Origin of the sequence: Streptomyces sp. CA-251247 (assembly GCF_050952975.1) — a bacterium.
GTDB lineage: Bacteria > Actinomycetota > Actinomycetes > Streptomycetales > Streptomycetaceae > Streptomyces > Streptomyces achmelvichensis.
The window spans coordinates 1959476-1973155 of record NZ_CP191861.1 but is presented as its reverse complement, the minus strand read 5'-3'; the positions used below and the strand labels follow the sequence as shown (position 1 = coordinate 1973155).

At 72.0% G+C, this 13680-nt stretch carries 11 protein-coding genes and 1 pseudogene; 6 read left to right on the top strand and 6 right to left on the bottom strand.

Annotated elements, in window-relative coordinates; translation table 11 throughout:
- Positions 1-53: 53 nt before the first annotated feature.
- The gene (gene helR / locus ACQPWZ_RS08755; RefSeq protein WP_433571042.1) at positions 54-2192 is read right to left on the bottom strand and encodes an RNA polymerase recycling motor ATPase HelR; all 2139 of its coding nucleotides are present in this window, start codon (positions 2190-2192) and stop codon (positions 54-56) included.
- Between the two features lie 346 nt (positions 2193-2538).
- Here helR and ACQPWZ_RS08750 point away from each other — a divergent pair, with 346 nt between their 5' ends.
- The gene (locus ACQPWZ_RS08750) at positions 2539-3723 is read left to right on the top strand and encodes a cytochrome P450 family protein (RefSeq protein WP_433571041.1); all 1185 of its coding nucleotides are present in this window, start codon (positions 2539-2541) and stop codon (positions 3721-3723) included.
- A gap of 83 nt (positions 3724-3806) precedes the next feature.
- Here the strand turns inward: ACQPWZ_RS08750 and ACQPWZ_RS08745 are convergent, their stop codons facing one another.
- Positions 3807-4328 carry a DUF3574 domain-containing protein gene (locus ACQPWZ_RS08745; RefSeq protein WP_433571040.1) on the bottom strand — a complete coding sequence of 174 codons (522 nt, stop codon included), beginning with the start codon at positions 4326-4328 and terminating at the stop codon, positions 3807-3809.
- Between the two features lie 197 nt (positions 4329-4525).
- Here ACQPWZ_RS08745 and ACQPWZ_RS08740 point away from each other — a divergent pair, with 197 nt between their 5' ends.
- Positions 4526-5863 carry an amidohydrolase gene (locus ACQPWZ_RS08740; protein ID WP_383236814.1) on the top strand — a complete coding sequence of 446 codons (1338 nt, stop codon included), beginning with the start codon at positions 4526-4528 and terminating at the stop codon, positions 5861-5863.
- A 170-nt stretch (positions 5864-6033) separates the two neighbouring features.
- A complete protein-coding gene (locus ACQPWZ_RS08735; protein WP_433571039.1) occupies positions 6034-6678 on the top strand; it encodes a chaplin in 645 nt (214 codons plus the stop codon).
- Between the two features lie 19 nt (positions 6679-6697).
- Here the strand turns inward: ACQPWZ_RS08735 and ACQPWZ_RS08730 are convergent.
- Positions 6698-7355, bottom strand: a pseudogene (locus tag ACQPWZ_RS08730) (DUF2293 domain-containing protein).
- A gap of 35 nt (positions 7356-7390) precedes the next feature.
- Between ACQPWZ_RS08730 and ACQPWZ_RS08725 the strand changes: the two are divergent.
- From ACQPWZ_RS08725 to ACQPWZ_RS08715, 3 genes are all read left to right on the top strand, one after another.
- Positions 7391-8350: a D-2-hydroxyacid dehydrogenase family protein gene (locus ACQPWZ_RS08725; protein ID WP_433571038.1), complete on the top strand. Its 960-nt coding sequence runs from the start codon at positions 7391-7393 to the stop codon at positions 8348-8350.
- 138 nt (positions 8351-8488) lie between these two features.
- Positions 8489-9220: a hypothetical protein gene (locus ACQPWZ_RS08720; RefSeq protein ID WP_340472493.1), complete on the top strand. Its 732-nt coding sequence runs from the start codon at positions 8489-8491 to the stop codon at positions 9218-9220.
- 525 nt (positions 9221-9745) lie between these two features.
- Complete coding sequence (locus tag ACQPWZ_RS08715) at positions 9746-10384, top strand: uridine kinase (RefSeq protein WP_433571037.1); 639 nt, start codon at positions 9746-9748, stop codon at positions 10382-10384.
- Here ACQPWZ_RS08715 and ACQPWZ_RS08710 read toward each other — a convergent pair.
- The 3 genes from ACQPWZ_RS08710 to ACQPWZ_RS08700 all read right to left on the bottom strand — a co-directional run bounded on the left by ACQPWZ_RS08710 (position 10357) and on the right by ACQPWZ_RS08700 (position 13537).
- Positions 10357-11271 carry a carbohydrate kinase family protein gene (locus ACQPWZ_RS08710; protein ID WP_433571036.1) on the bottom strand — a complete coding sequence of 305 codons (915 nt, stop codon included), beginning with the start codon at positions 11269-11271 and terminating at the stop codon, positions 10357-10359. The genes ACQPWZ_RS08715 and ACQPWZ_RS08710 overlap by 28 nt on opposite strands.
- A 35-nt stretch (positions 11272-11306) precedes the next feature.
- Positions 11307-12209 (bottom strand): pseudouridine-5'-phosphate glycosidase, encoded by a 903-nt coding sequence (locus ACQPWZ_RS08705; RefSeq protein WP_433571035.1) that lies wholly within the window; start codon positions 12207-12209, stop codon positions 11307-11309.
- A 104-nt stretch (positions 12210-12313) separates the two neighbouring features.
- Positions 12314-13537 (bottom strand): MFS transporter, encoded by a 1224-nt coding sequence (locus tag ACQPWZ_RS08700; protein WP_340477790.1) that lies wholly within the window; start codon positions 13535-13537, stop codon positions 12314-12316.
- Between the last annotated feature and the right edge of the window lie 143 nt (positions 13538-13680).

Genomic DNA, 13680 nt, shown 5'->3' with positions numbered 1-13680 from the left:
GCTCGCTGACCGGCCCGGGGCGTACGGCATGGGGGCGTACGGGCGGACCCGTGTCAGGAGCTCGTGAGGATCACGAGCTGCTGCGTCGCCCGGGTCATCGCGACATAGCGGTCGACCGCCCCCTCGATGCCCCGGCCGTACGCCTCCGGGTCGACGAGGACGACCAGGTCGAACTCGAGGCCCTTCGACAGCTCCGGGGTCAGCGACCGGACGCGGGACGTCGCCCGGAACGTGGGATCGCCGATGACGCAGGCGATTCCGTCGTCATGGGCGGCGAGCCAGGTGTCGAGGACCGCGTTCAGATCCGCAGCCGATCCGTGCAGGACGGGGACGCCGCTGCTGCGGATGGAGGTCGGCACATTGGCGTCCGGCAGAGCGGCCCGGATGACCGGCTCGGCCTCCGTCATGATCTCTTCCGGCGTCCGGTAGTTGATGCTCAGGGAGGCCTGGGTGATCCGGTCGAGCCCGATCCGTTCGAGCCGTTCCTGCCACGACTCGGTGAAGCCGTGCCGGGCCTGGGCGCGGTCGCCGACGATGGTGAAGCTCCGGGACGGGCACCGGAGCAGCAGCATCTGCCACTCCGCGTCGGTGAGTTCTTGGGCCTCGTCGACGACGACGTGCGCGAACGGGCCGGCGAGCAGGTCCGGTTCGGCGCCCGGCAGTCCGCTCTCGTCGATCAGGGTGTCCTGGAGATCCTTCCCGTGCAGCATCCCCATCGCGCCCTGGCTCTCGTCGATCTCGGTGTCCCGCAGCAGGATGTCGATGACGTCGGCCCGGCGCTCTCGTTCGGCGGCGACGGCGGCCTCGTGCCGGCGTGTGCGCCGTGCCGTCTCCGGGTCGCCGAGCCGCTGCCGGGCCGCGTCCAGGAGCGGCAGGTCGGACACCGTCCAGGCCTGGGCGTCCTCGCGCTGGAGCGTGCGCACCTCGTCGCGGTCGAGCCAGGGAGCGCACATCCGCAGATAGGCGGGCACCGACCACAGGTCCCCGACGAGGTCGGCCGCTTCGAGCAGCGGCCACGCGCGGTCGAAGGCCGTCAGCAGCTCCCGGTTCTGCCGCAGCGACTTGCGGAGCAGGTCGTCGGGGGCGTCGCCGTCGTGGTTGTCCACCAGGATTGTGACCAGTTCCTCCCAGATCTGGTCGCGCGCCTCGTTGTGCGGAGTACCGGGCGCCGACTCGAACGCGGATGCCCAGTCGTCGGCGCTCAGCCGGATGTCGGACCAGTGGGTCGTGACGGTCATCCCCGTCGTGGGCGGCTCCTCGTAGAACCTGACGGCCGACTCGATCGCCTTCACCAGGTTCGCGGACGACTTGAGACGGGCCACCTCCGGATCGGCCTCGGCCGCCGCCGTGGCGCCCTCGGTGACGAGGTCCCGCAGGGTGCAGGTCTGCACGCCCTCCTCGCCGAGGCTGGGGAGCACGTCGGCGACATACCCCAGATAGGGCTGGTGCGGACCGACGAACAGGACGCCGCCGCGGCGGTGACCGAGACGAGGATCGGAGTAGAGGAGGTAGGCGGAGCGGTGGAGCGCGACGACGGTCTTTCCCGTCCCCGGACCGCCGTCGACGACGAGAGCGCCGCGGGAGCCTGCGCGGATGATGGCGTCCTGGTCGGCCTGGATGGTGCCGAGCACGTCCCGCATACGCGTCGACCGGTTGCTGCCGAGGCTCGCGATGAAGGCGGACTGGTCGTCCAGGGCGGCGTGCCCGACGAACCCGTCCGGGGTGAACACCTCGTCCCAGTAGTCGCTGATCCGGCCGCGGGTCCAGCGGTACCGGCGGCGGCTCGCCAGACCCATCGGGTTCGCGTGGGTGGCTCCGAAGAAGGGTTCGGCGGCGGGGGAGCGCCAGTCGAGCAGCAGACGGCGGCCCTCGCTGTCGGTGAGGCCGAGCCGTCCGACGTACAGGGGCTCATCGCCGTCCTCGGTGACCATGTGCCCGAGGCACAGGTCCAGGCCGAAGCGGCGCAGCGCGCGGAGGCGTGCGGTCAGGCGGTGCACCTCGATGTCCCGGTCCATGGCCTGCCGGCCGATGCCGCCGGGTGTCCGGCGCTCCGCGTCGAGCCGGTCGGACAGCTCGGCGATCGACTCGTCGAGGCACCGCGCGATGGCCGCGAAGTGCTGCTCGTCGTCCGAGATCAGCGCCGGGTCGTTCTTGGAGGAGAGACGGTCAGGAAGGTCGAACGCACTACGCATTCAGTGGCACCCATTTCCGCAGGATCTGGCATCGGCGGACGATTCTGCGGTACGACGGGGGCCTTGCCGCAAGCCCCCCGGTGCGCTATAAGTTAAGAGTGGCAAGGAGTGGGTGTACTCCTTGCCTTCCGTCATCTTCGGCGACGGACACGTCGACGGACGGCTCATGACCGTCCGAGCAGTGGTCCGAGCGGTGGTCCGAGCAGCGCGCCCCTGCGGTGTCACGCCGGACCCTGCCGACCGTACGTCTCGCGACGCATCCCGGGTACGTCCTGCCCCACACGCGGCAGGAGTACGGCCCGCAACCCCCGACGATCCGTCAGAACGCCTTGTCTAGGCTGGCGTCATGACCATGGACGATCCGGCGAGCGAGCTGCTGACCGACCCCTACGCCGTCTACGCCCGCCTGCGGGAGACCGCCCCCGTACAACGGATCACCGGGCCCGACGGCTCGCCCGCCTGGATCGTCACGCGCTACGAGGACGTACGGCAGGCACTCGCCGATCCCCGGCTCTCCCTCGACAAGCGGCATGCCCTGCCCGGCAGTTACCGGGGCTTCGCCCTGCCGCCCGCCCTGGACGCGAACCTGCTCAACATGGATCCGCCGGACCACACACGCATCCGGCGCTTCGTGACCCAGGCGTTCACCGCGCGCCGGATCGAGGAACTGCGCACCCCGGTCCGGCGCATCGCCGACGACCTGCTCGACGCCGTCGCCCCGCACGGCCGGGCGGACCTGGTCGCCGCCTACGCCGCTCCGCTGCCGATCGCCGTCATCTGCGAACTCCTCGGAGTCCCGCCGCACTCCCGCCGCGACTTCCGCGACTGGACCGACGCCCTGGTGGCCCCCGACCCCGCACAGCCCGGCCGGGCCAAAGAAGCCATCGGCAGCATGCTCGGCTTCTTCCACGAACTGCTCGCCCACAAGCGCGCCGAACCGGCGGACGACCTGCTCTCCGCGCTGATCGCCGTACGGGAGGCGGGTGAAGACCGGCTCAGCGAGGACGAGTTGATGTCGCTCGCCTTTCTCATCCTCTTCGCCGGCTACGAGAACACCGTCCAGCTGATCGGCAACGCGACACTCGCCCTGCTCCGGCACCCTGCCCAACTCGCGGCGCTGCGGGCCGATCCGACGCGGATCGGCCCCGCCGTCGAGGAACTCGCCCGGTACGACGGCCCGGCGCTGCTGGCCATCCGCCGCTTCCCGGTCGAGGAGGTGACCATCGGCGGGGTGACCGTTCCGGCGGGCGAGACCGTACTGCTGTCGCTGGCGTCCGCCGACCGCGACCCCGCCCGCTTCCCGGAGCCGGACCGGCTCGACCTGAGCCGTGACACCGCGGGGCATCTCGCGCTCGGCCACGGCATCCACTACTGCCTCGGAGCACCGCTCGCCCGCCTCGAAACCGGCGTCGCGCTCAGCGCGCTGCTGGAGCGTTTCCCCCGGCTGGCGCTCGACACCGCCGAGAGCGAGCTGCGCCGGCGGCCGTCCCCCCGTGCCCGGGGGCTCATCGCACTGCCCGTCCGCTTCTGAGGGTTCCGAGGTTTCTGATGCGGAGGGTTCTGCGGGCTCTGAGGGCTCTGAGGGTTATGCGGGAAGGCCTTCCGGGGGCGGGTTCAGAAGTCGGCGAGGGTCGGCTCGTCGAGGCGGGCCACCGACTCCTGTCCGTACGCGGCCCGGTACGCCTCGCGGATCCGCTCGATCAGTGGCCCGCGGGCACGGGCCTGCGACGCCGGGTACAGCAGGGTCAGCTCGTACGAACGCTCCTTCTCGATGGTGCCGTTGGCATCACGCCACTGCCCGCGGCCGTCCTGGACGGTCAGGCCGTCCGGGAAGCCCGGGGTGACGCTGCGGTCGACGAAGGCCATGAACTGTTCGTCGGTGACATCGGGCCCGCCGTCGGGACGCTCCGTGCCGAAGAAGAGCCGGGTCTCGACGTAGGCACTCCCGGCCGCCGCGGCCGGTACCTCCGTCGCCGCGGCGGGTACCTCCGTCACCGTGCCCGGTACTGCCGTCACCGCCGCCGCCTTCGGCTCCGGGCCGTCGAGCGCTGCGGTGGCGGAGGGTGCCGCCAGGGTCAGCACGGCGGTGACGGCACCGGCGGCGGCCAGCAGTGAGCGCTGCTTCGGGGTGGGCACTGGGTGGATCCTTCCGTCCGGCGTCCGCACGGCGGTCTGCCGGGCGCGCCCTCACTGTGGCAAGGTCCGTGCCGGTGTGCCCGGCAGGCCGCGCAGGTCGGCCGGACACCACCCGCACGGGGACGCCTGCCGTTTGGAAGGCGCCTCCCGGGCACAGAGGTCAGCGGCCGGAGGCCGGAAGCCGGAGGGAGAACCGGATGGTTGATCTTGTCATCGACGGGTGCACCGCCCTGGTGCACGACGACAGCGGGCAGATCCACTTCGCGGAGGACGCCGCCGTGGTGGTGCGCGGGGGAGTGATCGACGCCGTCACCTCCACGCGCGAGGCCGCCTCGATCGAGGCCGTGGAGCGGATCGACGGGCGCGGGCAGCTGGCGATGCCCGGCCTGATCAACTGCCACACCCACTCACCCATGGTCGCCCTGCGGGGGATCGCCGAGGACATGCCCGTCGAGGAGTGGTTCAACGACTGGATCTGGCCGATCGAGTCCAACCTCACCGACCGCGTCGTCGAACTCGGCGCGAGGCTGGCGTGCGCCGAGATGATCCGCGGCGGGGTGACCACCTTCGCCGATCACTACTTCTCGATGGACCGGGTGGCGGCCGCGGTGGCCGACAGCGGACTGCGGGCCAATCTCGGCTTGGCCTTCTTCTCCAGCCAGGGTGCCGAAGGACGCGAGCGCTCCCTGGACTTCGCGCTGCGGATGCGGGGCGCGGCGGACGGCCGGATCACCACCTCGCTCGCGCCGCACGCGCCGTACACCGTGGACGACGACGATCTCGTGGCCACCGCCGCTCTCGCACGCCGGCACGGGCTGCTCGTCCACCTCCACGCCGCCGAGAACCGGGCACAGACCGACAACAGCCTGGAGCGGTACGGCCGTACGCCCATCGGTGTGCTCCAGCGCACGGGGCTGCTCGACGTGGACGTTCTCATCGCTCACGGGACCGGGATCACCACGAAGGACCTGGACGTCCTGCGGGAGGGCACGGGACGCATCGGGGTCGCCAGCGCGCCGAAGGGGTACCTCAAGTTCGCATGGGACACCACGCCCGTCCGCGGTCTGGTGGCCGCCGGTGTCGCCGTCGGACTCGCGACGGACGGGGCCGCGTCGAACAACACCCTGGACGTGTGGGAGAGCATGGCGCTGACCGCCCTCGTGCAGAAGTCGGCGGAGAACGACCCCGCCTGGCTCACCTCCCGGCAGGCACTCGGCCACGCCACCACACAGAGCGCCCGGGCCGTCGGGCTCGGGGACGAGATCGGCTCGCTGGCACCCGGTCGCCGGGCGGATGTGATCCTCGTCGACCTCAGCGGGCCGCACACCCAGCCGTTGCACGATGTGGCCGCGGCCCTGGTGCATTCCGCGCGCTCCGCCGACGTCACCACCACGGTCGTCGACGGCCGGATCCTCATGCGGGACCGCCGGCTGCTCACCCTCGACGTGCCGGAGATCGTCGCCGAACTGAACGCGGAACTGCCCGCGTTGACCGAGCGGCGAAAGGGCAAGCGGATCCAGGACTACGACGGCTAGGTGAGGTGTCAGGCACGGCAGAGACAGCGATACCGCTTACCCCGCCCAGTTCGAAATGCCGCCCACTCGATGGAGTGAATGGCATGGGCGACGTAACCCGAATGGCGTCAGGGCGTCGTTGTTCCCGGTGCGGGCGACTGCCCGCGAACTTCTCCGGAAGGCAGGGAACCATGAGGCACCTTCACCGAAAGGGTCTGGCCACCGTGATGCTCACGGGTGGCGCGCTCGCGCTGACGGGACACGCGCACGCCGACGCCGGGGCGGACGGTGCCGCGGCCGGTTCGCCCGGTGTGCTGGCCGGCAACACGGTGCAGCTTCCGGTGCACGTCCCGGTCAATGTGTGCGGCAACACGATCAACGTCGTCGGGCTGCTCAACCCGGCCGTCGGCAACTCCTGCGAGAACACCTCGCAGGACGACGGCCGGCACGCCGGACACGGCTCGAAGGGAGCCACCGCCGAGGGCGGCAGAAAGGATTCCCCGGGCGTCCTGTCCGGCAACGGCATTCAGCTTCCGGTCGATGTGCCGGTCAACGTCACCGGGAACTCCGTGAACGTGGTGGGTATCGGCAACGCCTCCGTGGGCAACTCCTCGTCCAACAACCCCGGGCAGCCGCCCGCCCAGCCGCGCCCCGTCACCCCGCCCAGGCCCGCCCCGCCCAAGCCGGTCGAACGCGCCGCCGCACCGGTACCCGAGACGGACGTCGAGCTCGCGCAGACCGGCTCCGGACCGATCGGCTACGCGGTGCCCACGAGCGCCGCGCTGCTGCTCGGCGGCGCGATGCTCTACCGGCGCGCACGCCGCGGCGGGGCCTGAGACCACCCCGCTCCGACGCCTACCGGCCGGGGGGCTGCCGCCAGGACGCCAGCACCGTCTCGATCGCGGCGGACACCCGTGCCCGTGCCTCCTTGCGGGCGGTTCCGGCGGTCAGCAACGCGTCGTACCCGGTGTCGATGCCGTACGGAGGCCCGCACCGCGGCCGTCACCGCGCCTGTCTCCAGGGACCGGCCCGCGGCGGTGCGGCCCACCCGGCCGCTGCCGCGTGCCGCGGAGTGTCTGGCGATGTCCTGCGCGCGGGCGGGCGGACAGCGGGGGAACAACCGCAGGATCTCGGCGGCCAGTTCGGCCGTGAAGCGTACGTCCTCGCCGGCACGGCGGGCCGCGTCCCGCTCCCGGCGGCGTGCCCGGGCCTCCGCGTCCGCGAGGCAGGCCGACTCGGCACGGGCCAGTGCCGCTTCCTCGACGAGCAGGCCCTGCCGCTCGTACCGTCTGCGACGGCGGTTGAAGCGGACCACGACCGCGGAGAGCGAACTCGCCTCGCGGGCGCGGCGGGTGAGTGCCGCGGATCCCCGCGGCAGGTAGACCAGGTGCGCGAGATCCGCGCAGACCAGGCAGAGCGGCGCGTTGAACTCCCGGATGTGCATGGTCAGCGGCCCCTGACGGCACTCCGCACAGTGCCGTCCCTTCCGTGGTTCGATCACCACCACGTCCATGTCCGCACCGTACCCACCGGGTACGCTCCGCTCCCATGACGCTGCACTGTGCCGTGCTCGACGACTACCAGACGGTCGCGCTCTCCCTGGCCGACTGGTCGGCCGTCGCGGGCGACGTCGAGGTCCGTTCCCACGCCCGCCATCTGGCCACCGAGGACGAGGTCGCTCAGGCCGTCGGCGACTGCGAGATCCTCGTCGCGATGCGCGAACGGACCCCTTTCACCGCCTCGTTGTTCGCCCGCCTGCCCCGGCTGCGGCTGCTGATCACCTCCGGCATGCGCAACGCGTCCATCGACCTGGAAGCAGCCGCCCGGCACGGCGTCACCGTCTGCGGCACCGCCAGCAGCTCCGAGCCTCCCGCCGAACTCACCTGGGCGCTGATCCTCGGTCTCGCCCGCCATGTCGTCGAGGAGAACGTGGCCCTGCGCGGCAACGGGCCCTGGCAGTCGACCGTCGGCGCCGACCTGCACGGCCGCCGGCTCGCCCTCCTCGGGCTGGGAAAGATCGGCGTCAAGGTCGCCCGCGTGGGACAGGCCTTCGGCATGGACGTCATGGCCTGGAGCGAGAATCTCACCGACGAACGGGCCGCGGAGCACGGCGTCGTCCGCGCGGCCTCGCTCGACGAACTCCTCGAAGCAGGCGACTTCGTCTCCGTCCATCTCCAGCTCGGCGACCGCACCCGCGGGCTGATCGGGGAGAGCGAGCTGCGGCGCATGCGGACCACGGCGTATCTCGTCAACACCTCACGCGCGGCGATCGTCGACCAGTCCGCGCTGGTGCGGGCGCTGCACGAGGGCTGGATCGCCGGAGCGGGATCGGACGTGTTCGCGGCCGAGCCGCTGCCGGCCGACGATCCGCTGCGTGACGCACCGAACTTCCTCGGCCTGCCGCACCTCGGCTATGTCACCCGGCGCAACTACGAGGGCTACTTCAACCAGGCGGTCGAGGACATCGCGGCGTATCTCGCGGGCAGCCCGGTGCGCCGGCTCACCTGACACCCGGCGCCGTCGCGCCGATGAACTCCGAGAGCGTTTCGCGTGCCTGCTCGGAGCGCTCCGCCCGGTAAGTGCCTGCTCCCGGTGGCTCCGAATAAGGGTTCGAGCGCGTCGGAGGGTCTTGGTAACGTGATCGACGTGGCGAAACTCAATCAGATCATCGCAGTGGAGAAGGGCGTCAAGTCCAAGACGCACCAGGACCTGACGGCTGCCCACCACGGGCTCCAGAAGCCCGCGTTGCTCGCCGGCATCTCGCGTACGTACCAGCCCAAGGACGAAGAGGGCGAGCAGCTTCCTCCCGAGTCGACGCGGGTCCAGGTCAAGGCCGAGGACGTGCTGCGCGACACGGCGAAGACGCTGACGCGGCTGTTCGACGTGACCGCCACCAAGGACTGGGCGAACTGCACCGCGCGCGCCGATGTGACGGTGGACGGGCGGGCGTTGGTGAGCGATGTGCCGGTGGCGTACCTCCTGTTCCTGGAGAAGCAGCTGACGGACATCAACACCTTCGTGCGCAAGCTGCCGGTGCTGGACGCGTCGGAGTCATGGACGCAGGACCCGTCGACGGACGCGTGGAAGACCGAGGCAGTCCGCACGCTGCGGACCAAGAAGGTTCCCCGCAACCATGTGAAGGCCGAGGCGACCGAGAAGCACCCGGCCCAGGTCGAGGTGTACTACGAGGACATCCCGGTCGGTTACTGGACGACGGTGAAGTTCTCCGGCGCTCTGCCGGCCCGGCGGGTGAACGAACTGCTGGAGCGCGTCGAGAAGTTGCAGCAGGCCGTGAAGTTCGCGCGCGAGGAGGCCAACGGCGCGGAGGTCACCGACGAGCGCGTGGGTGACGCGGTGTTCGGCTACCTGTTCGGGTAGCCTTCAAGACTCCCCGTCCGCTGCTGAGCGGGCGGGGTGCGCGAGGAGCGCAAGCTGAAACTGAAGTTTGTCGTGAACGAGGCGGTTCCAGTGGAGGTTCGAATCCTCCCCGCGGCATGTCACGCGCCGCGGTAGCCCAAGCCTGGCAGAGGCAGCCGCCGTCAATCTCAGACTATTGCTCCAGATTCAGTATTCGCCGCCGATCGCCGGATCGACCGGGCCCGGGCCCAGTACGCCGAGATGCCGGTTCAAGTCCGGCCCGCACAGCTCGATGTGCGGTGGTCCAAAGGCAGGACGCGACGACATCATGACTGACCGGGGTCCTCAAGTGTGCCGGCGTGCCACATGGGCGGCATCACAGGGCTCGGGGGCCGGCTACGCCTCCGGGCCCGCTCCTTTTTCGGCCCGACCCGCGTACGTCGGGCACCGCCACCGCCCTCCGGTCGGGCACCGCCACCGCCCACAGTCGGGCAGCGCACCCCCTCCTTCGGGCATCGCCACCGTGTCCGCCGCATCATGGGACCCGTGCGACTCGAAGCGATCACCTGGGAGCGGCTGACCGAGGCCGTGGCGGACACGGTCACCGCGGTCAAGGCCGAGGACGGCAGCCCGTGGCTGCGCGTCGCCGTGGACGGCGCCGGCGGGGCGCCCGGCGGGGAGTTCGCCCGGCGCGTCGAGGACGCGCTGCGGCTGCGCGGCCGGAGCGCTCTCGTCGTCGGGACCCAGGGCTTCCTGCGACCCGCGTCGCTGCGCCTGGAGTACGGGCGCCAGGACCCCGACTCGTACTACAGCGGCTGGTTCGACACCGGCGCCCTGTGGCGGGAGGTCTTCGGGCCGCTGGAGGCCGGGGGCAGCGGGCTCGTCCTGCCCGATCTGTGGGACCCGGCGACCGACCGGGCGACCCGCAGTCCGCGTGTCCGACTCCCGCCCGGGGGAGTGCTGTTGCTGCATGGTCCCTTTCTGCTCGGCCACTGGTTCCCGTTCGACCTGACCGTCCACCTCCAGCTGTCGCCCGGTGCGCTGCGGAGGCGGACACCGGAGAGCGAACAGTGGACCCTGCCCGCCTTCCAGCGGTACGAGGACGAGGTGGGGCCCGCCGGGGCCGCCGATGTGCTGGTCCGTGTCGACGACCCGCGTCATCCCGCGTGGGGCGGGACGGGCTGAGCCGGCCGGCCGCCGATCAGCGTCACCGCCTCCGCGCCGGCCCGGCAGCCCTCGGCCGCCGCACTCGCCGGGTCCGCCCCGGCGAGCCGCGCCGCCAGGAACGCCCCCGTGAAGGCGTCGCCCGCGCCCGTCGAGTCGACCGCAGTGGCCCGGGGCGCCGGAACGCGGGCCGTGACCGCACCGGACTCGGCCACCAGCGCGCCCCCGGCGCCCAGAGTGACGACGGTCAGCGGAACCCGGCGGCTGAGCCGTGCCGCCGCGTCCGCCGGATCGGTCAGACCGGTGAGAAGGCACGCCTCGTCCGTATTGGGGACGAGGACGTCCACGTCGTCGAGTTCCGCCAGCACCTCCGGTGCGCCGGCACCACGGATGAAGCCCGCCGAGGCCGGGTCCAGGCTCACCGGGACGCCCCGGGCACGCGCCGAGGCCATGGCGAGACGCGCGAGCTCTCGGCTGACCTCGGCGAAGAGCAGATAGCCGGAGATGTGCAGATGCCCGACGCCGTCCAGCAGCGACGGCCACCAGTCGGCGGGTGAGATGCGCAGCACCGCGCCGCTGTCGGTGAGGAACGTCCGCTCCGCGCTCGCGTCGACCAGCGCGATGACTGTGGCGGTCGGCGCCCCGTCGTCGGGGACGAGCAGCGGGCGGACCCCGGCGGACCGCAGCCGTTCCTCGTGCCAGCCGGCCTCCGCGCGGCCGACCCGGCCGAGGAGACGTACGTCGGCGCAGCCCCGGCGCGCTGCCCAGCAGGCCACGTTCGCTCCGGCGCCGCCGGGCAGGATGAGGATCTCGGCCGCCGTGTCCGTGCCATGGGTGAGCGCAGCCGTATGACGTGCGACGACATCGGTGACGACATCCCCGATGACGAGCAGCGCGCCCGCGGGCACGGCTCCCCCTTCGAACGGAGCGGGAAGCTCCGCCCTCACAGGGCCGCCGCGATCCGCGCCGCCAGCCGCACATTCCCGCGCACCGCCGCGATGTTGGCCTCCAGCGACGCGCCTTCCGTCCGCTGCATCAGGAACTCCAGCAGGAACGGTGTCACCGCCTGACCCACGATGCCCCGCTCCGTGCACTCGTCCAGCGCCTCGCGGAGCACGCGGTCGTGCAGCGCCGGATCCAGCTGGTCCGACTCCGCGACCGGATGGGCGACGATCAGCGCCGACTCCGGCCCGCCGAGCGCTTCCCGGGCGCGGATCACCTCGGCGACCTCACCGGGGGAGTGGACCGTCCAGTCGACCGGCTCCCCGGAGGAGGTGAGATAGAAGCCGGGGAAACGATCCGTCCCGTATCCGAGGATCCCGACTCCCAGGGTCTCCAGCCGTTGCAGCGTCGCGGGAACGTCGAGCACCGACTTCACGCCCGCGCACACCACCGCGATCGGCGTCTGGGCCAGCACCCGCAGATCCGCGGACTCGTCCTGGGAGTGCGTCCACTCGCGGTGCACCCCGCCGAGCCCGCCCGTCGCGAAGACCCGGATACCGGCCCGCGCGGCCAGAAAGGCCGTCGCCGACACCGTCGTCGCTCCCGAGGCTCCCGAGGCCAGCGCCGGTGCGAGGTCCCGGTGCCCGAGCTTGCGCACGTCGTCGTCTCCGGCGATGCGGTCCAACTGCCGCTTGTCCAGGCCGATGTGGACCCGTCCGTCCAGGACGGCGATCGTGGCGGGGACGGCCCCCTCGGCCCGTACGAGCCCTTCCAGCTCCTCGGCGACGGCCAGATTGCGCGGACGCGGCAGCCCGTGCGCGATGATCGTCGACTCCAGGGCCACGACGGGCCGGTGGGCGGCGAGTGCTTCCCGTACTTCATCGGTCATCTCGGTGAGCTGCATGTCCCATCCCTGGCACAGCGGCGGGCCGCCCAAACCCCGGAGCCCTCGTCCCGGACCTGGAGCCATGGACGGGACCCCGACCGGAAGTCCCGGGCCCGGGTGCGTCAGCGGATCGACCTGCGGATCGTCAGGGCCGCCATCGGGAGCAGCAGACAGGCTCCGACCAGGTTCAGCCAGCCGTAGCTCGCCTGGGCGACGATCAGGCCGGCCGCCGCGCCGCCGAGCCCGGCGGTGGCGCTCATCGCCAGGTCGGAGAGGCCCTGGGCGGCGGCCCGGGCCGGCTGCGGCACCGAGTCGGTCAGCAGCGCAGAACCGGAGACCACGCCCGCCGACCAGCCGAGTCCCAGCAGGAAGAGCCCCACGGCGGTCTGGACGTGGCTCGCCCCCGCTGTGCCGGCGAGCAGCGCGGCCACCGACATCAGTCCGACGGCGAGTCCGATCACCGCGAGCCGGCCGACCCGGTCCGCCAGCCAGCCCATCACCGGCGAGAACGCGTACATGCCCGCGATATGGCCGCTGATGACGAGCCCGATCAGTTCTATGCCGGCGCCGTGGTGGCTGAGCGCCACGGGTGTCATCGACATGATCGACACCATGGCCGTGTGCGAGAGCGCGACGGTCACCAGCGCGAGCCGGGCCATGGGGGAGTCGCGCACGGCCTGCACCCCGGCACGCAGGGAGCGGCCCTCGGGGGACCGGTCGGCGGGCGACAGCGCACGGGCGGTCAGCAGCGGGTCGGGCCGCAGCAGCACCAGGACCATGACGGCCGATATCAGGAACACCCCGGCGGCCCAGACGAACGGACCGGCCGTGGCCGGTATGCCGGCACCGGCGACGCTACGCCCCGCGGGCGCCGCGATGTTGGGGCCGAGGACCGCACCGATCGTGGTCGCCCACACCACATTCGAGATGGCCCGGCCACGCCGCTCGGGCACGGCCAGATCCGCGGCGGCGAACCGCGCCTGGAGATTGGCCGACGAGGAGGCGCCGAACGCGGCCATGCCCACCAGCAGCACCACGAAGTTGTCCATGACGGCGCCGAGCACGACGACTCCCGCGCCGAGAGCGCCGATCAGATACGCGAGGACCAGCCCCGGCCGCCGTCCCCTGGCCGTCATCAGCGCGGCCAGCGGCACGGACATCAGCGCCGTCCCTGCGACGGTCGCGGTCGGCGCGAGCCCGGCCAGCGCCTCGGTGCCGCTCACCTGCTGCGCCAGCACGACGGCGAGCGCGATGCCGGTGGCGACTCCGAGCCCGCCGAGGATCTGACTGGCGACGAGCACGGCGGTGATACGCCGCCGCACAGCCGCCAGCTCGGTCTCTGACATCGGGGCGACGGCCGGAGCCTTGTCGAGCGAGGTCACGACGCGTACGCCGTTCCACCGCCGGGACAGAGGGAGGGTGCGTCAGCGCGGAGAGTCACTGGCGCAGTCTGGCAGCTCGCACGGCAGTGCGAAACCGCATTCGCGCC

Coding starts and splice junctions, on each gene's coding strand:
- helR (WP_433571042.1), bottom strand. CDS start 2,192: ATGCGTAGTGCGTTCGACCTTCCTGACCGTCTCTCCTCCAAGAACGAC.
- ACQPWZ_RS08750 (WP_433571041.1), top strand. CDS start 2,539: ATGACCATGGACGATCCGGCGAGCGAGCTGCTGACCGACCCCTACGCC.
- ACQPWZ_RS08740 (WP_383236814.1), top strand. CDS start 4,526: ATGGTTGATCTTGTCATCGACGGGTGCACCGCCCTGGTGCACGACGAC.
- ACQPWZ_RS08735 (WP_433571039.1), top strand. CDS start 6,034: ATGAGGCACCTTCACCGAAAGGGTCTGGCCACCGTGATGCTCACGGGT.
- ACQPWZ_RS08725 (WP_433571038.1), top strand. CDS start 7,391: ATGACGCTGCACTGTGCCGTGCTCGACGACTACCAGACGGTCGCGCTC.
- ACQPWZ_RS08705 (WP_433571035.1), bottom strand. CDS start 12,209: ATGCAGCTCACCGAGATGACCGATGAAGTACGGGAAGCACTCGCCGCC.
- ACQPWZ_RS08700 (WP_340477790.1), bottom strand. CDS start 13,537: ATGTCAGAGACCGAGCTGGCGGCTGTGCGGCGGCGTATCACCGCCGTG.